Source organism: Agromyces sp. CF514, assembly GCF_900113185.1.
GTDB lineage: Bacteria > Actinomycetota > Actinomycetes > Actinomycetales > Microbacteriaceae > Agromyces.
Window position 1 is genome coordinate 305,936 of sequence record NZ_FOZD01000002.1, and the last position, 16,280, is coordinate 322,215.

Annotated in this window: 16 protein-coding genes; 5 read left to right on the forward strand and 11 right to left on the reverse strand. The window is 71.6% G+C overall.

The genetic code is table 11. The features are described from left to right. Nucleotides 1–6: 6 nt before the first annotated feature. From BM342_RS14250 to BM342_RS14260, 3 genes are all read right to left on the reverse strand, one after another. Nucleotides 7–2,091: an ABC transporter ATP-binding protein gene (locus BM342_RS14250; protein ID WP_092967332.1), complete on the reverse strand. Its 2,085-nt coding sequence runs from the start codon at nucleotides 2,089–2,091 to the stop codon at nucleotides 7–9. Beyond that, nucleotides 2,088–3,821, reverse strand: coding sequence for an ABC transporter ATP-binding protein (locus BM342_RS14255; RefSeq protein ID WP_092967334.1), 1,734 nt, complete (start codon nucleotides 3,819–3,821; stop codon nucleotides 2,088–2,090). Before BM342_RS14255 ends, BM342_RS14250 begins: the two co-directional genes overlap by 4 nt. A gap of 242 nt (nucleotides 3,822–4,063) precedes the next feature. Further along, nucleotides 4,064–4,744 (reverse strand): DUF998 domain-containing protein, encoded by a 681-nt coding sequence (locus BM342_RS14260; protein WP_092967336.1) that lies wholly within the window; start codon nucleotides 4,742–4,744, stop codon nucleotides 4,064–4,066. A gap of 135 nt (nucleotides 4,745–4,879) precedes the next feature. Between BM342_RS14260 and BM342_RS14265 the strand changes: the two genes are divergently transcribed. After that, entirely contained in the window at nucleotides 4,880–5,572 is a 693-nt protein-coding gene (locus BM342_RS14265) for a TetR/AcrR family transcriptional regulator (protein ID WP_092967338.1), read from the forward strand. A 12-nt stretch (nucleotides 5,573–5,584) separates the two neighbouring features. Here BM342_RS14265 and BM342_RS14270 read toward each other — a convergent pair whose 3' ends face one another. Continuing rightward, complete coding sequence (locus tag BM342_RS14270; protein ID WP_092967340.1) at nucleotides 5,585–6,058, reverse strand: NUDIX hydrolase; 474 nt, start codon at nucleotides 6,056–6,058, stop codon at nucleotides 5,585–5,587. Between the two features lie 120 nt (nucleotides 6,059–6,178). Between BM342_RS14270 and BM342_RS14275 the strand changes: the two genes are divergently transcribed. Together BM342_RS14275 and BM342_RS19980 are read left to right on the forward strand one after the other, a co-directional pair. Next, entirely contained in the window at nucleotides 6,179–7,840 is a 1,662-nt protein-coding gene (locus BM342_RS14275) for an acyl-CoA dehydrogenase family protein (RefSeq protein WP_092967342.1), read from the forward strand. A 135-nt stretch (nucleotides 7,841–7,975) separates the two neighbouring features. Continuing rightward, nucleotides 7,976–8,152, forward strand: a complete 177-nt coding sequence (locus BM342_RS19980; RefSeq protein ID WP_177232207.1) for a hypothetical protein — start codon at nucleotides 7,976–7,978, stop codon at nucleotides 8,150–8,152. An 85-nt stretch (nucleotides 8,153–8,237) separates the two neighbouring features. Here the strand turns inward: BM342_RS19980 and BM342_RS14280 are convergent, their stop codons facing one another. From BM342_RS14280 to BM342_RS14300, 5 genes are all read right to left on the reverse strand, one after another. Next, entirely contained in the window at nucleotides 8,238–8,531 is a 294-nt protein-coding gene (locus BM342_RS14280; RefSeq protein WP_092967344.1) for a DUF1905 domain-containing protein, read from the reverse strand. Beyond that, nucleotides 8,528–9,427 carry a CPBP family intramembrane glutamic endopeptidase gene (locus BM342_RS14285; RefSeq protein WP_092967346.1) on the reverse strand — a complete coding sequence of 300 codons (900 nt, stop codon included), beginning with the start codon at nucleotides 9,425–9,427 and terminating at the stop codon, nucleotides 8,528–8,530. Before BM342_RS14285 ends, BM342_RS14280 begins: the two co-directional genes overlap by 4 nt. Before the next feature lie 81 nt (nucleotides 9,428–9,508). Then, nucleotides 9,509–10,207, reverse strand: coding sequence for an NINE protein (locus tag BM342_RS14290; protein WP_092967348.1), 699 nt, complete (start codon nucleotides 10,205–10,207; stop codon nucleotides 9,509–9,511). Beyond that, entirely contained in the window at nucleotides 10,194–11,066 is an 873-nt protein-coding gene (locus BM342_RS19985; RefSeq protein ID WP_177232208.1) for a sulfite exporter TauE/SafE family protein, read from the reverse strand. The genes BM342_RS14290 and BM342_RS19985 overlap by 14 nt, the downstream gene beginning before the upstream one ends. 20 nt (nucleotides 11,067–11,086) lie before the next feature. Beyond that, the gene (locus BM342_RS14300) at nucleotides 11,087–11,632 is read right to left on the reverse strand and encodes a VanZ family protein (protein ID WP_092967350.1); all 546 of its coding nucleotides are present in this window, start codon (nucleotides 11,630–11,632) and stop codon (nucleotides 11,087–11,089) included. Nucleotides 11,633–11,991: 359 nt separating this feature from the next. Here BM342_RS14300 and BM342_RS14305 point away from each other — a divergent pair, with 359 nt between their 5' ends. Then, a complete protein-coding gene (locus BM342_RS14305; RefSeq protein WP_055862240.1) occupies nucleotides 11,992–12,195 on the forward strand; it encodes a cold-shock protein in 204 nt (67 codons plus the stop codon). Nucleotides 12,196–12,273: 78 nt separating this feature from the next. Here BM342_RS14305 and BM342_RS14310 read toward each other — a convergent pair whose 3' ends face one another. Then, the gene (locus BM342_RS14310; RefSeq protein ID WP_255368820.1) at nucleotides 12,274–13,971 is read right to left on the reverse strand and encodes a glycerol-3-phosphate dehydrogenase/oxidase; all 1,698 of its coding nucleotides are present in this window, start codon (nucleotides 13,969–13,971) and stop codon (nucleotides 12,274–12,276) included. Next, nucleotides 13,938–14,537, reverse strand: coding sequence for a TetR/AcrR family transcriptional regulator (locus BM342_RS14315; protein WP_092967352.1), 600 nt, complete (start codon nucleotides 14,535–14,537; stop codon nucleotides 13,938–13,940). The genes BM342_RS14310 and BM342_RS14315 overlap by 34 nt, the downstream gene beginning before the upstream one ends. Nucleotides 14,538–14,557: 20 nt before the next feature. Here BM342_RS14315 and BM342_RS14320 point away from each other — a divergent pair, with 20 nt between their 5' ends. Then, nucleotides 14,558–16,279, forward strand: a complete 1,722-nt coding sequence (locus tag BM342_RS14320; RefSeq protein WP_255368821.1) for an FAD-binding oxidoreductase — start codon at nucleotides 14,558–14,560, stop codon at nucleotides 16,277–16,279. Nucleotide 16,280: the final 1 nt, after the last annotated feature.

Below are 16,280 nucleotides of genomic sequence, written 5' to 3' on the forward strand. Positions count from 1 at the left end.
CCGGGATCAGAGCTCGGGCTCGAGCGCTTCGGCGGCCGCCTCGACCCGCTCCTCGAGCGGGTTCGGGCCCTGCTCGGAGGCACCGCCGGCGAGGGCGGCAGCCTCGGCGTCGAGGTCGGCCGCGGCCTGCTCGAACTGCGAGTTGTACAGGCGCCAGTACGCACCCTCACGGGCGATCAGCTCGTCGTGACTGCCCTGCTCGACGATGTCGCCGTGCTCCATCACGAGGATGAGGTCGGCGTCGCGGATCGTCGAGAGGCGGTGCGCGATCACGAACGACGTGCGCCCCTCGCGGAGCGCCGCCATCGCGTGCTGCAGCAGCAGCTCGGTGCGGGTATCGACCGACGAGGTCGCCTCGTCGAGGATCAGCACCGAGGGCTGGGCGACGAACGCGCGGGCGATCGTGATGAGCTGCTTCTCGCCGGCCGAGACGTTGGACGCCTCTTCGTCGAGCTTCGTGTCGTACCCGTCGGGCAGGGAGTGCACGAACCGATCGACGTAGGTCGCGCGGGCGGCCTCGAGGATCTCGTCGTCGGTCGCCGACTCGCGGCCGTACCGGATGTTCTCGCGGATCGTGCCCGCGAACAGCCACGGGTCCTGCAGCACCATGCCGGTCTTCGCGCGCAGGTCGCGACGGCTGAGCTCGGCGACGTCTTGGCCGTTGAGCAGGATGCGCCCGCTGTCGAGCTCGTAGAACCGCATGATGAGGTTCACCAGCGTGGTCTTGCCCGCACCGGTCGGCCCGACGATCGCGACCGTCTGCCCGGGCTCGACCCGGAACGACAGATCGCGGATGAGCGGGTGCTCGGGGTTGTACGAGAACGAGACGTGGTCGAACTCGATGGTGCCGTCGCCGTCGGTCGGCTTCGGGGCGTCGGCCGCGTCGGGCTCCTGCTCGTCGGCGTCGAGCAGTTCGAAGACGCGCTCGGCCGACGCGGTGCCGGACTGCACGACCGCGGCCATGCCGCCCAGCTCGGAGAGCGGCTGCGTGAACTGCTGCGAGTACTGGATGAACGCCTGCACGTCGCCGAGACGCAGCTGGCCGCTCGCGACCATGAGCCCGCCGAGCACCGCGATGCCGACATAGGTCAGGTTTCCGATGAACATCATGCCCGGCATGATGATGCCCGAGAGGAACTGCGCCTTGAACGACGCCTGGTAGAGCTCCTCGTTCTCGGCCTTGAACTTCTCGTGGGCGTCCTGCTCGCGGCCGAAGACCTTGACGAGCGCGTGGCCCGAGAAGGACTCCTCGACGCGGGCGTTCAGCCGGCCGACCTTGCGCCACTGGATGCCGAAGGCTTTCTGCGACTTGGGCCCGATGACGCCGAAGATCACGCCCATGAGCGGCAGCGACACGAGCGCGACGAGCGCGAGCTGCCACGAGATCGAGAACATCATGATGAGCACGCCCACGACGGTGAGCACGGCGGTGATGGCGCCGGACAGCGACTGCTGCATGGCCTGCGTGATGTTGTCGATGTCGTTGGTCACGCGCGAGATGAGCTCGCCGCGCTGCACCTTGTCGAAGTGGCTGAGCGGCAGGCGGTTGAGCTTGGCCTCGACGTCTTCGCGCAGGCGCCACATCGTGCGCACCATGATCACGTTGACGACGTATCCCTGCACCCAGGTGAGGAACGCCGAGAACACGTAGAGCATCAGCACCAGGATGAGGATCTGGCTGAGCTTGACGAAGTCGACGCCCTCGCCGGGCACGACGCCCGCGGTCTGCACGATGTTCGCGAGGTCGTCTTGGCCTGCGGCGCGCAACTGCTCGACGGCCTCCGCGGTGGTGGTGCCCGCGGGCAGCTGCGACCCGATGACGCCGGCGAACAGCACGTTCGTGGCCTCGCCGAGCACCTTCGGGGCGATGACGGCGAGCACGACGCCGGCCGCGCCGAGCATCGACACGAAGGTGAAGGCGACGGCGTGCGGCTTCAGCAGCCCGATGAGCCGCTTGAAGCTCTTGCCGAAGTTCGCAGCCTTGCCCGGTGCGACGCTGTCCCAGTCGCCGGAGTTCACCCGGGCCTGCTCGGCGAGCTCGAGCTCGTACTGCTCCTCTTCGGAGATCGTGGTGTTGGGTTCGGTGGTCATCGGGCTGCCTCCGCTCCGAGCTGGGATTCGACGATCTCTCGGTAGGTGTCGGAGGTCTCGAGCAACTGCTCGTGGGTTCCGACCCCGACCATCGCCCCGTCGTCGAGCACGACGATGCGGTCGGCGTCGGTGATCGTGGAGATGCGCTGGGCGACGACGATCTTCGTGACGTCGGGCAGTTCGCGCCACAGCGCGTGCCTGAGGTTGGCGTCGGTCGTCAGGTCGAGTGCCGAGAACGAGTCGTCGAACACGAGGATGTCGGGTCGGTGCACGATCGCCCTGGCGATCGCGAGCCGCTGGCGCTGGCCGCCCGACACGTTGGTGCCGCCCTGCGCGATGCGCGCGTTCAGGCCGCCGTCCATCTCGGCGACGAAGTCCTTGCCCTGCGCGATCTGGAGAGCGTGCCAGAGCTCCTCGTCGGTGGCCTCCTCGCGACCGAACCGCAGGTTCGAGGCGACGGTGCCGGTGAAGAGGAACGGACGCTGCGGCACGAGGCCGATCGAGTTCCAGAGCACGTCGAGGTCGGCCCGCCGCACGTCGACGCCGCCGACGGCCACGGAGCCGCCGGTCGCGTCGAAGAGGCGGGGGATGAGCGAGACGAGGGTGGTCTTGCCCGCACCGGTCGATCCGACGATCGCGACGGTCTCGCCGGGCTCGGCCCGGAACGAGATGCCGTCGAGCACGGGGTGCTCGGCGCCGGGGTAGGTGAACGAGACATCCGCGAGCTCGACCGCGCCGGGCTCGGGCAGCACGTGCACCGGGTCGGCGGGGCGCTCGAGGGTCGACTCGCTGTCGAGCACCTCGGCGATGCGATCGGCCGAGACCGCGGCGCGCGGGATCATGATCGTCATGAAGCTCGCCATGAGCACGCCCGTGAGGATGAGCATGACGTACTGCATGAAGGCGAACAGCGTGCCGATCTCGACATCGCCGGCGTCGACGGCGAAGGCGCCGAACCAGACGACGCCCACGATCGTGACGTTCAGCACGAGCATGAAGAGCGGGAAGAGCAGCACGAAGAGCGAGCCGACCTTGCGGCCGACCACCATGATGTCGGTGTTCGCGCCGCGGAATCGCTCCTCTTCGATCGGCTCGCGCACGAACGCTCGCACGACGCGCACGCCCGTGAGCTGCTCGCGCATGATGAGGTTCACGTTGTCGAGCTTGTGCTGGTAGCTGCGGAAGAGCGGCACCATGCGGCTGATGATGAGCACCGCGATCACGAGCAGCGTCGGCACGGCCACCGCGATGATCCAGCCGAGGCCCACGTCCTGCTGGAGGGCGAACCAGATGCCGCCGATCGCGAGGATCGGGGCCGTGACGAGCATGGTGGCGCCCATCATGGCGAGCATCTGCACCTGCTGCACGTCGTTCGTGTTGCGCGTGATGAGCGAGCCGGGGCCGAACTTCGACACCTCTCGCTCGGAGAACGCGCTGACCTTCTCGAACACGTCGTTGCGGATGTCGCGGCCCGCCCGCATGGCGGCCTTCGCGGCGAAGTAGGTGGCGATGATCGATGCGGTGATCTGCCCGAGGGAGATCAGCAGCATGACGCCGCCGGTCGACCAGATGTAGGCGGTGTCGCCCTTGGCCACGCCGTTGTTGATGATGTCGGCGTTGAGGTCGGGCAGGTTGAAGGTCGCGATCGCGGAGAGGATCTGGAAGACCAGGACTCCTGCGAGCAACCAGCTGTATGGCTTCAGATATCGGACGAGCAGTTTTCCGAGCATGATTCTCCGAGAGGAAGAGGTGAGCGGGTGGCGATGGCCCGCGTGCGCGCACTCCTGGTGCTGTTCGGGAGGGCGTCGCAATATTCTGCATCTTCCCAGGGACCGCCGACATCACCCGTGCGGCCGATATCGCTGCCAGCGCAACCCATGCGTCTGCATGCCACGCCGCGACGGCATCCGTCGGCGAGCGGATGCCGCGGCTCGGGCCAGGTGCGCCGGCAACGCGCGGGCGTCGGTGCCGTTCAGCAGTCGGGCCTCGGCGCCATGCGGTACGCGGCGAGGGACGCGACGGCGAGCCACGCCCACCCCGCGACGACCGCGAGCCAGAGCAGCCCCACGCCGGCCGACGTCGTCGAGAGCGCACCGCCGCCCACGAAGCCGAGCACGACGACGGCCGCGGCGATCCACGAGGCCGCGGCGAGGCCGGGCCGGTCCTCTCGGCGGAACCATCCGCCGACGACGACGGCCGCGACGGCGAGGCTGAGGAACCCGACGGCGCCCGCCACGAGGTGCAGCAGGCCGCTCGTCGATGCAGCCGTGGCATCCGCCGACCCCACCGGGAAGCCGTGCATCGGGTCGGGCGGGAAGAGCGCGGCGGCGAACAGGCTCACGCCGTAGACGCCGAGGAGCACGGCTGCCCACGTGCCGCGAGGCGCAGGCAGGAGCCGGGCGAACCCGACGGCCGCGGCGAGCACCATGAGGCCGCTGAGCACGAGGTTGGCGGCCTGGATCCAGCCGAGCGGACCGAGCAGCAGGAGGCTCAGCGCGTGCTGCGAGAGGTCGAACCCCGGCACGAGCAGGGCCTGGGTCGCTCCGACGACGAGGTAGAAGGGGCCCGCGACGACACCCCACCCGAGGAGGGATTTCGTGACGGCGCGTCCGCGATCGAAGGTCGGGCGCGTGGATTCTGCGGTGGTGGACATCGTGTTCGCCTTCCTTGTGTTCTGCGGGACACCGAGGTTCTGCGGAATGTCGAGGACGATTCTGCCCTCATGCGTGTAGTATTGCACTTGTCAGTACAGAAGTAAACGGATGAGTGCAAAAGCATCGGAGCCTCCATGTCACTGAACCCCGAGCCGAGCCAGGTGGCGATCCCGGTCGCGAATGCGAACCCGGGTCGCGTGCGCTCCGAGGACCCCCGCATCACGAGGTCGCGCGCTCTGATCATGGCCGCCGCGGAACGGGTCTTCCTCGAGCGCGGATTCCCCGGCACGAGCGTCGACGACATCGCGGCCGAGGCCGGCGTCTCCAAGCGAACGGTGTACAACGTCTTCGTCGACAAGGAGCAGCTGTTCCGCGCGATCCTCGGCGAGGCCATCGCCACGGCCGAGCGGTACGCGCGCGAGGTCGCGACCACGACCGCAGATGCCCAAGACCTCGAACCGGCACTCCGCGAGCTCGCGCGGGAGCTCGCGGCCTCGGTGCTCGGCGGGCGCGTGGTGCCGCTCCGACGCCTGCTCATCGGCGAGGCCTCGCGGTTCCCCGAGTTCGCCCGCGAGTACTACGAGCGGGCGCCCGGCCGGGTGATGACCGCGATCGCCGCGGCCTTCGACGCGCTCGCCGCCCGGGGCCTGCTGCGGGTCGACGACGCCGAGCTCGCGGCCGAGCACTTCGCGTTCCTGGCCATCGGGCCGTCGCTCGACCGAGCGCTCTTCGAGCCGGCCGCCGACGGCGACGGTGCGGGCCTCGAGGCTGCGATCGCCCGCGCCGAGCACGGTGCGGCCGTGTTCCTCCGTGCCTATCGCGCCTGAATCGCGGCGGCGTCAGCCGAGGTGCTGCAGCAGGGCGTCGAGCGCCGGCCGCTGCCCCTTCACGAGCCGGGCACGGGCATCGGCGATCGGCACCCAGGCCGCGGCGTCGAGCTCGGGGAACGACTGCCGCCGCCCCGAGCGCGGCGGCCACTCGAGCTCGAACGTGTTGCTCGTGATCGCCGTCGCGTCGAAGTCCGCCTCGCCGGCGAACACGACCACGGCCTTGCCCGACGTGTAGCGGAACACCCCGAGCTCGATGTACGCGACCTCGGGCGCCGGGCTGCCGAGCTCCTCGGCGAACTCGCGCCTCGCGGCCTCGAGCGGTGCCTCGTCGGTGAAGGTGCCCTTCGGGATCGACCACGCCGCCTCGTCTCGGCCGCGCCAGAACGGCCCGCCCATGTGGCCGAGCAGCACCTCGACGTCGCGGGGGTCGGATGCCGCGCCGCGTCGTCGATGCAGCAGGATCCCCGCACTCGTCTCGGCCATGCGCCAACGCTAGTCCCCGCCGCCGACCGCGTGCCGCCGACCGAGTGACGCGAACCGCCTCCACCGACCGGGTGGATGCACGCGTTGCCCCGTCGGCGAGAATGGGCGCGGAGGTCGAAGATGATCAGCACCCAAGAGGTCGCCAACCAGGTTCCGCCCCGCACCGACGTCGACGAGTACGCCGAGCACGCGCCGCTCGTCGAGGCGGTCGCCCGTTGGGGGCGTCGGGGGCCCGACGGGTCCGCCGCGGCATCCGCCGACCTGCATGCGATCGGACGCACGGTCGGCTCGGCCGCGTTCCAGCGCGACGCAGAGCTGGCGAACGTGCGCCCGCCGGTGCTCACCGCGTTCGATCGCTGGGGGCGCCGCATCGACGAGGTCGAGTACGACGACGCGTACCACCGCATCCTCTCGGCCGCGGTCGCGGCGGGCGCGCACACCTCGGCCGCAGCCGATCCGGGCCCGGGGGCCAACGTCGACCGGGCCGCGGCCTTCCTCCTCTTCGCGCAGGTCGAGCCCGGGCACGCGTGCCCGGTGTCGATGACGCACGCCGCGGTGCCGGTGCTCGAGCATGCGTCGCCCGGCCTCCGAGACGCCTGGAGGCCGCGCCTCCTGAGCCGCGCGTACGAGCCGGCGCTCGTGCCGGGCAAGGCGAGCGCGCTCGTCGGCATGGCGATGACCGAGAAGCAAGGCGGCTCCGACGTGCGGGCGAACACGACCCTTGCCGAACGGCGCGATCGAGGCTCGCAGTGGGGCGACGAGTTCGCGCTCACGGGGCACAAGTGGTTCTGCAGCGCGCCGATGAGCGACGCGTTCCTCGTGCTCGCCCAGGCGCCGGCGGGGCTCAGCTGCTTCCTCGTGCCGCGCGTGCTCCCCGACGGCGACCGCAACGGGTTCCGCATCCAGCGGTTGAAGGACAAGCTCGGCAACCGGTCGAACGCGTCGAGCGAGGTCGAGTTCGCCGACACCCGCGGCTGGCTCGTCGGCGAGGAGGGGCGCGGGGTCGCGACGATCGTGCAGATGGTGACGCGAACCCGGCTGGACTGCGTGATCGGCACTGCGGCGGGCATGCGCCAGGCCGTGGCCGAGGCGGCCTGGCACGTGCGGCACCGGAGGGCGTTCGGCGCGAAGCTCGTCGACCAGCCGGCGATGGCCGCCGTCGTCGCCGACCTGGCGCTCGAGTCCGAGGCCGCGACGGTCACCGCGATGCGCCTCGCGCGCGCCTACGACGACGATGCGGACGAGGGCCAGCAGGCGTTCCGCCGGCTGGCGACGGCGGTCGCCAAGTACCAGATCTGCAAGCGCGGGCCCGGGCATGCCGCGGAGGCGCTTGAGTGCCTCGGCGGCAACGGGTACACCGAGGCGTTCCCGCTCGCGCGCCGCTATCGCGAGCAGCCGCTGCTCGCGATCTGGGAGGGGTCGGGCAACGTCATCGCGCTCGACGTGCTGCGCGTGCTCGAGCGGGAGCCCGATGCGTTCGCGGCGTTCTTCGACGAGGTCGGCGTCGCGACCGGCGCGAGCGCGGCGTTCGACCTGGCGCTCGCCGAGACGGTCGCACTGGTCGGCGAGGTCGCGGGCTCGGACCGGGACGCCGCGGCATCCGTCGCCCGTGTGCTCGCCGAGCGGCTGGCGCTCGTGCTTCAAGCGTCGCTGCTGCTGCGGTTCTCGCCGGCACCCGTCGCGGAGGCGTTCGTGCGCTCTCGGCTCGGGCGGGAGGGAGGCTCGCAGTACGGGGCGCTGCCGCGCGGGGTCGACGTACGGGCGATCCTCGCGAGGGCCTGAGACCGGCGCGCGGGGCGGCACCGCCCGCCGAGGGTCGCGGCAGGACCTGGGAACCCGCGAGTCGCGCTCCGGCCGGGACCGGCGAGATGGCGTGTGCGCCGGGCGATGTCGGATGCCGCGCGTACCGTGTGCTCCATGACGAAGCAGACGACGCAGACCCTCGAGCCGCTCATGGCCGACGAACTCTGCCCGCGCTGCGGCTCGGCCGCAGTCCGCGTGGCCGACGTCACTCTGAGCGACGACGCACTTCTCTTCGACTGCCGCGAGTGCGGCTTCGAGTGGGGCGAGCTGCTGCGCGACCTCATGGCCTGATCCGCCAGAGCGGCCTGATCTGCCCGAGCGGGGTCGGGCGTGCCCGGGCGTGCCCGGGCGTCGGCCCGGTTCGGCGCCGGTTCGGTCAGAGGTCGAGCAGGCTCAACGCGACCCGCACGTCGCCGCCCTCGACCAGCCCCTCGGCGACGCGCACGGCCTTCTTGATCGGCAGTACGTAGGAGCCGGCCGACGAGTCCGGGAAGACCGACGTGGTCCAGGTCGAACCGCCGACGGTGACCCGAACGCGCACGGACCCGAATCCGCGGGGCGGCAGCGGGATCTCGCGGATGTCGGCCGATGCCTCGTCGGGCACCGTGACGAAGTACCACTCGGCACGCGCCGCCCATTCCCAGAGCTGGGCCGTGAACTCGAACCTCATGCGTCCGACGCCATGGTCGAGCCCTGCTCGGGTGCGGCGCCGCGGCGACGCCTGCGCGCCCGCGCGTCTTCGAGGACGAAGCTGACCACGACCGCGACCATGAGCCCCCACAGCACGAACTGGGCGCCGATCGCGACCGGTCCCGGATCGGGAACGGCGTGGCCGGTCGCCGCTCCCCATTCGTCGCTCTGGAGGTAGAGCGTGCAGTCGGTGAGGGCGTGGATCAGCACCGGCACCCACAGTCGGCCGGTCGCGCGGAACGCCGCGTAGTACAGCGCGCCGTCGAACGAGGTCACCGCGACCTGGAAGGCGATGCTGCCGGCCGGAACCCCGTGGAACATGCTGCCGACCGTGTGGCTGAGGCCGAACAGCACCGAGGTGACCAGCAGCGTGACGAGTTCGCCGTGGTGCGCGCGCAGGCTGACGCGCAGGATGCCGCGGTAGAACAGCTCCTCGCCGAGGCCAACGAGCAGGCAGCCGAGGGCGAGGAGCAGCACGATGCCGACCGATCGCTCGCTCCACGGCACGTCGAAGAGCCCGAGCACCGGTCCGACGAGCAGCAGCACCGGGATGGCGAGCATCCAGCGTCGCCGTGGCGGTTCCGCGGTGACCGGGGTCTGGGCCCAGACATCGCTCCACCAGCCCGACCATCGGGCGAACCAGAGTCCGAGCGCGATCCCGATCGGCAGCGGGACGAGGTGGGACAGCGCGAACTCGACCTCGGGCGACGCCGTCGGCACGAGCACGTCCATGAGGTTGCCGAGCCCGGCCGCGAGCAGCACGTACACGGCGGCGGCCGCGAGACCCACCCAGAAGTTGCGGGGCACCCGATCGCCTGCGCGACCCGCCGGAGCGGGGCCGGCCGGTTCGGGTGTCGTGGTCGGTTCGGTCGTCATGCTCGCTCCTCGGGGACGTGCGGGCCCGCGGCGTTCGGCCGGTGGTGCATCATGGTCGAGTCTCGCAGACGTCGGAGCCGTTCAGCCGGCGCCGATCGTCCGGAGCGTCGCCGCGAGGTCGGCGACGATGAGGCTCGTCGCGATGCCCGAGCACACGCCGAGCACGACGACGACGCCCGAGACGATCCACGCCAGGCGGCGGTGCGCTCCGGATCCGGCGAGTCGGTTGCCCTCGCCGTCCCGCTGCACGCCCGTGAGCACGAGCACGAGATCGACGAGGGCCCATACGCCGAGTCCGCCGGCGGTGAGCAGTTTCGCGATCGCCGTGCCGGGCCGGCCGAGCGCGAAGCGATCGACGCCCAGCGAGCCGAGGAACAGCGCGAACAGCCAGATGAGCAGGAACGAGCGGCCGGCGGGTGCGTAGTCGCGGTCGCCCGAGGCGACGAGCGGGGCGGATGCCGCGGCAGCCCTCTTCGGCGGCAGCGGCACGGTCGTGTGGTCGCTGGGGGTGCCCGGGCCTCGCACGAACGCAGGCAGGGCGATCACGCCACGGGACGCGGTCTGCGTGGCGGTCTCGACGCCTTGGCCCCTGGTCGGCGCGGAGAAGGCCGGGGCATCGGCCGGGACCCCGGTGAGGACCGCAGTCGACGCAGCATCCTCCGAACGCGGCCGTGCGACGGTGTGCGGCGTCCAGGAGGCGCCGTCCCAGTAGCGCTGCGTCGCGGCATCCTGCTCGTCGTCGTACCAGCCCGCGGCGCGTCCGGGCTCAGCCGTCCGCACGATCGGGATCCTCGGGGCGCGGCGCGGCGTCCGCGCTCGATCTGCGTTGCGCGCGTACCGCCCGAACGGCGAGCTGGGCTGCGGCGATCACGATGAACGCGGCGAACAGCCGTGCCGACCATTCCGGTGAGAGCAGGAAGGCGACGGCGACGCCCGCGAACGAGGCGACGGTGGCCGCGATGCCGACGACGAGCGCCTCGCGCAGGTCGACGAGCTTCGCGCGGGTGTTCGACACGGTGCCGCTGATGGCGGTGGGGATCATGACCGCGAGCGAGGTGCCCTTGGCCATGAGGTCGCCCATGCCGAAGAACGCGATGAACGCGGGGACCATGATCGTGCCGCCGCCGATGCCGAAGAGTCCGGATGCGACGCCCACGACGATGCCGATCGCGAACAGCGCGAGGTTCGGCAGCAGGTCGAAGCCGACGTGGCCGCCGCCCCGCTCGGGCACGACGAGCAGCATGCGCACGGCCACGAGCACGAGGAGCGCGATGAACATCCATCGAAGCCAGGTGATGGGCAGCCGACGCAGCAGCCAGGCGCCGACCCACGAGCCGATGATGCCGCCGAGCGCCATGAAGAGCGCGGCGACGAGGTCGACCTGGCCGTTCGCGAGGTACGTGATCGACCCGGCGATCGACGCGGGGACGATCGCCGCGAGCGAGGTCGCCGTCGCACGGCGTTGGTCCATGCCGGCGGCGACGATGAGCAGGGGCACCATCAGGATGCCGCCTCCGACGCCGAACGCCCCCGAGAGCAGCCCCCCGGCCGCCCCGACGAGAGCGAGCGCCCAGTAGCGTCGGGCCGGTACGGTCGCGCGCGTGCCGACGGGCGCGTCGGGCGGGGTGGGCGTGGGCACCAGCCCACTGTAGTCGGCGGTCAGGCCGCGCGATCGCCCGATCCGACGAGCTCGTCGAAGGGGATCTTCGAGGCCGGTCGAGCGGCGGTCGCGGGTGCGTCGCTCGCGTCGGCCGACCCGCTGCTGGGCGCGACGACCAGGGGTGCGGATGCCACGACGACCGAACGCCGGACACCGCGCGCGGCCATGACGAGCACGACGCCGAGGCTCGCGCCGAGCGAGTTCATCACGAGGTCGCGCGGATCGGAGACGCGATCGGGCAGCACGAGCTGCACGAGTTCGATGAACAGCGTGAGCGCGAATCCCGCGGCGAACGCGAGGGGCCAGTGCCGGCGGTGGAGGAGCAGGGCGGCCAGCACGCCGACGGGTACGAACATCGCCACGTTGAACGCGATCTCGCTGAAGTACCCCGTCGACCAGGTCATGGTGGAGGTCCAGGCGTCGGGGTTCAGGACGCCGCCTTCGAACTCGTGCCCGCTGGTGCGCCACGGTGCGGGACCGATCGTCAGCCAGAGCACCCCGATCGTCAGGGCGATGGCGGCGAATCGCAGGGGGCGGCGGTCCATGCCCCGATTCTCCACCCGTTCGAGCCCCTCGGCGCGCCATCCGGAGCATGTTCACAGATCCCGCTCGGCTCGAGTCCGGTTACCGCGTATATCACGAAGTGGTCTCGCGCTCTGTACTCTCGGGGAGAACCCGGTAGGCTGAACCCACGATTCCTCCATCAAGCGGGCGCTCGCCCGTGATTTGAACTGATTGCCCGGAGGCGGTTTTCCGCGTGGCATGACCCGATAGACAGAGAGCGGATGCCGCAGCGCATCCGTCCCTCGCCCCAACTTCGACGGCACCGAGTCGTCGGGGTCGCGATCGACCGTCGATCGCATCGGGTCCGCACGTGCGGCCCGCAAGACAGAAGGACAGCAGTATGGCAACCGGAACCGTCAAGTGGTTCAACGCCGAAAAGGGCTTCGGCTTCATCGCTCCCGACGACGGCTCGGCCGACGTCTTCGCGCACTTCAGCGCCATCACGGGCAACGGCTACCGTTCGCTCGATGAGGGCCAGAAGGTCGAGTTCGAGGTCGCTCAGGGCCCGAAGGGCCTGCAGGCGGAGAACATCCGCGGACTCTGATCCGCGACGTTCGCAACACGAACGCCGCCGTTCCACTCAGGTGGAACGGCGGCGTTCGTCGTTTCCGGCCCCCACGGTTCAGGCCAGGTGCGCGAGCGAGGCGGTGACGATCTCGGCGACCGCGGCCTCGGCACGGGCCCGGTCGGCGTCGACGAGGCCGATGCGGGTGCGCCGGTCGAGCACGTCGTCGGCGTCGAGGGCGCCTTCGGCACGCACCGCGAACTCGACCTCCGCGCGGGTCACGTCGAGGCCCGGGACGATCGGCAGGTCGGGACCGGCGCAGCGCGCGAGCGCGAGCACGGTCGGTGCCTCGGCGCCGAAGCGGGCGACGAGGGAGGCCGGCACCTCGGCGTCGCCGTCGTGGCGTCCGGCGGCGGTCGTGGACGCCCTTCCGGCCGATCCGCTCGAGCCCGACGCGACGGCATCGGATGCACTGGCGAAGCCGACCTCCGAGCCCGGCGCGCCGATGAGCGGCAGCCTCGCGGTGCGGCATCCGCTGTCGGGCAGGCGCGCATGCCGGCACGCGAGATCGACGGCGTCGCGCGCCATCGCCCGATAGGTCGTGAGCTTGCCGCCGAGCACGTTGACGAATCCCGATGCCGAGACCGCGACGTGGTGCCGGCGCGAGAGGTCGGCCGTCGAGCCGTCGGCGCCGGTGTCGATGAGCGGGCGCAGTCCCGAGAAGGCGCCGAGCACGTCGTCGCGCCCGAGCGGGCGTTCGAGCGCGGTCGACACGGTGCACAGCAGGAAATCGATCTCGTCGTGCCCGGGTCGCGGGACGTCGGGCACCGGGCCCGGGGCATCCTCGTCGGTGAGGCCGACGACGACCCGCCCGAGCTGTTGCGGCAGCGCGAAGACGAAGCGGCTGATCGATCCGGGGTGCGGCACGGTGAGCGCCGCAGACGGGTTGCCGAGCGCTGCGGCGTCGAGCACCAGGTGGGTGCCACGGCTCGGCCGCATGCGGATGTCGGGATCGAGCGTGCCGGCCCACACGCCGGCCGCGTTCACGACGGCACGGGCGTCGACACGGAGCGAACCGCCCCCGAGCGCGTCGACGAGCGTGGCGCCGCCGCCGTCGGCATCGGAGACGCGCACGCGCGTCAGCACCGTCGCGCCGTAGGCCGCAGCCGTGCGCGCGAGGGCGACGACCAGGCGCGCGTCGTCGACGAGTTGCCCGTCGTGTGCGATCACGCCGCCGCGCAGGCGGTCGCGGCGCAGTGCGGGCGCGAGGCGCAGCGCCTCGTCGGGGCCGACCAGGCGCGGGTGCGCGAGCACCGAGGTCGGGGTGCGTGCGAGCATGCGCAGCCCGTCTCCGAGCCCCATGCCGATCGTGCCGAACACGCGCTGCCTCGTCGAGACCGACGGTGCGAACGGCAGCAGCTGGGGCAGGCTCCGCACGAGGTGAGGAGCGATGCGGGTCATCAGCAGGTGGCGTTCGTCGGCGCTCTCGCGCGCGACGGCGAGGTCTCCTGTCGCGAGGTAGCGCAGGCCCCCGTGCACGAGCTTCGAACTCCACCGGCTCGTGCCGAAGGCGAGGTCTTGCGCCTCGGCCAGCACGACCGAGAGACCGCGGCTCGCGGCGTCGAGCGCGACGCCGGCGCCGGTGACGCCGCCGCCGATCACGAGCACGTCGATCGGCGCGGTGCGCGCCGCGAGGGCATCGAGCTCGCGGCCGCGCCGAGCGCCGTCGAGCGCCGAGGAGTGCGTCGGCCTCGCGGGTGCCGCGTCGTGTTGGGGAGCGGTCAGGGACGCAGGTGTCCGTCGAGTGCGTGCCAAAGTTCGGTGCTCCAATGCGGCTCGTCGATGAGGGCGGAGACGGTGTCGTACGAGAGGATCGCCGACTGGGCGATGAGCAGGAGCATGACCGCGAGGTCGCTCGGGTTGCCGGGGCGGACGGTGCCGCCCTGCTGGGCGAGGGAGATCGCCGAGGCGAGCCACTGCAGGATCACCCGCTGGCTCGAGCCGATGCGTTGCAGCGTGTACCGCGTGAAGACCTCCGGCTCGCGTTCGAGCAGGCTGCCGTAGAGCGGGTCGGTGCGGAACAGTTCCGAGAAGTGCAGCACGTCGCGCACGATCTCCTCGCGCGAGTGCGCAGGTTCGGGGAACTGCGCGATCAGCGAGACGGTGGCGCGGTGCAGGGCGGCGCGCACGATCTCGTCGGCACTCGCCCAGCGGCGGTACACGGTCGGTCGACTCACGCCGGCGTTGCGCGCGACCTCGGCGACGGTGACGCCGCCGACGCCGCGGACGGCGATGAGCTCGACGGCGGCGTCGAGCATGCGGGTCTCGGACTCGGTCCAGACGGGCTGCCGGTCGAGCTCGTTCGCTTGACGATCTTCCATGATGTGTCACACTGTAACGCATGGTCGATGACGACGGCACCCCCTCCGCCACCATGCCGGGCGACGAGACATCCGCCCCCATGAGATGGAACGGCTGGGGCGATCCCGCGAAGGCGAAGGACCTGCCGCTCGCCGTGCGCACCATGCTGCCGATGCTGCTCGGGCGCGTTCCGAAGCCGGCGCCGGCCGCGCCGATCGACGACGTGGAGCTCGAACCGTCGCGGCTCGCCGAGGCCGACCGCGCCGCGCTCGCCGCGGTCGTCGGAGCGGAGCACGTCTGTGACGACCACGCGGCCCGCCTCGAGCATGCGGGCGGCAAGTCGACGCCAGACCTGCTGCGACGCCGGGCGCGCCGGCAGGAAGCACCCGACCTCGTCGTCGCGCCGGGCGACCACGGCCAGGTGCTCGCGGTGCTGCGGCTCGCGAGCCGGGGCCGCATCGCCGTCGTGCCCTTCGGCGGCGGCACGAGCGTCGTCGGCGGCCTCGACCCCGAGCGCGGGCCGAACCAGGCGGTGATCGCCCTCGACCTGCGCCGGCTCACGGGGCTCATCGCGCTCGACGCGGTCAGCGGCGAAGCCCGGCTCGGCGCGGGCACCACCGGTCCCGAGGCCGAACGCCTGCTCGGCGAGCACGGCTTCGAGCTCGGGCACTTCCCCCAGAGCTTCCGGTACGCGACCCTCGGCGGATTCGCCGCCGCCCGATCGTCCGGGCAGAACTCGGCCGGCAACGGCCGCTTCGACGCGATGGTCACGGGTCTGCGCGTCGCGACGCCGACCGGTGAGCTCGAACTCGGCCGAGCACCGGGATCGGCGGCCGGACCGGACCTGCTGCGCGTCTTCCTCGGCTCGGAGGGCGCCTTCGGCGTGATCACCGAGGTGCGGCTCCGCGTGCACCCCGTGCCGGCCGCCCAGCTCGCCGAGGCCTGGTCCTTCCCCGACTTCGCCACGGGCGTCGAGGCCCTGCGTCGAGTCGCCCAGCTCGGCACCGGCCCCACAGTGATCCGGCTCTCCGACGAGGCAGAGACCGGCGTCTCGCTCGCCCAGGTCGGGCGCATCGGCAAGGCGCTCGCGAAGGGTGCGAGCGCGGTCACGGTCTTCGAGGGCGAGGCCGAGCAAGCCGCGGAACGTCGAACCCGCACCGCCGAGGTGCTGCGCGAGGCCGGAGGCACCTCGAACGGGGCCGCCGCCGCGGAGGAGTGGGTGCACGGTCGGTTCAATGCGCCCTACCTGCGCGACGCGCTGCTCGACCACGGTGTCTTCTGCGAGACGCTCGAAACCGCGACCACGTGGTCGAACCTCGAACGCCTGAAGCGCGAGGTCACCGCTGCGATCAGCTACGGGTTCGCCGAGCACGGTGCGAAGTCGCTCGTGCTCTGCCACGTTTCGCACGTCTACCCGACGGGTGCCGCCCTGTACTTCACGATCATCGCCGGGGTGAGGGGCGAACAGCTCGACGTCTGGCATTCGGTCAAGTCGGCGGTCAACGACACGATCCTGGCCGGCGGCGGCACGATCAGCCACCACCACGGCGTCGGCCGCGACCACGCACCGTGGCTCGAGCGCGAGGTCGGGCCGGTCGGTATCCGCCTGCTGCGCGCGATCAAGGCCGAGCTCGACCCGGCCGGCATCATGAACCCGGGGGTGCTCGTCTCGGCAGCCGGGGGCGACCGCGGCGAACCCGCCGGCCTTGCCGCAGCGCCCGGAGCGTCTGCGGGCGAGCACCGCGAAGCCGGGAGCTTCTGAG

Excerpts from the sequence above, each read along its gene's own strand:
- BM342_RS14250 (WP_092967332.1), bottom strand. The coding sequence starts at position 2,091 with ATGACCACCGAACCCAACACCACGATCTCCGAAGAGGAGCAGTACGAG.
- BM342_RS14255 (WP_092967334.1), bottom strand. The coding sequence starts at position 3,821 with ATGCTCGGAAAACTGCTCGTCCGATATCTGAAGCCATACAGCTGGTTG.
- BM342_RS14260 (WP_092967336.1), bottom strand. The coding sequence starts at position 4,744 with ATGTCCACCACCGCAGAATCCACGCGCCCGACCTTCGATCGCGGACGC.
- BM342_RS14265 (WP_092967338.1), top strand. The coding sequence starts at position 4,880 with ATGTCACTGAACCCCGAGCCGAGCCAGGTGGCGATCCCGGTCGCGAAT.
- BM342_RS14270 (WP_092967340.1), bottom strand. The coding sequence starts at position 6,058 with ATGGCCGAGACGAGTGCGGGGATCCTGCTGCATCGACGACGCGGCGCG.
- BM342_RS14275 (WP_092967342.1), top strand. The coding sequence starts at position 6,179 with ATGATCAGCACCCAAGAGGTCGCCAACCAGGTTCCGCCCCGCACCGAC.
- BM342_RS19980 (WP_177232207.1), top strand. The coding sequence starts at position 7,976 with ATGACGAAGCAGACGACGCAGACCCTCGAGCCGCTCATGGCCGACGAA.
- BM342_RS14280 (WP_092967344.1), bottom strand. The coding sequence starts at position 8,531 with ATGAGGTTCGAGTTCACGGCCCAGCTCTGGGAATGGGCGGCGCGTGCC.
- BM342_RS14285 (WP_092967346.1), bottom strand. The coding sequence starts at position 9,427 with ATGACGACCGAACCGACCACGACACCCGAACCGGCCGGCCCCGCTCCG.
- BM342_RS14300 (WP_092967350.1), bottom strand. The coding sequence starts at position 11,632 with ATGGACCGCCGCCCCCTGCGATTCGCCGCCATCGCCCTGACGATCGGG.
- BM342_RS14305 (WP_055862240.1), top strand. The coding sequence starts at position 11,992 with ATGGCAACCGGAACCGTCAAGTGGTTCAACGCCGAAAAGGGCTTCGGC.
- BM342_RS14315 (WP_092967352.1), bottom strand. The coding sequence starts at position 14,537 with ATGGAAGATCGTCAAGCGAACGAGCTCGACCGGCAGCCCGTCTGGACC.
- BM342_RS14320 (WP_255368821.1), top strand. The coding sequence starts at position 14,558 with ATGGTCGATGACGACGGCACCCCCTCCGCCACCATGCCGGGCGACGAG.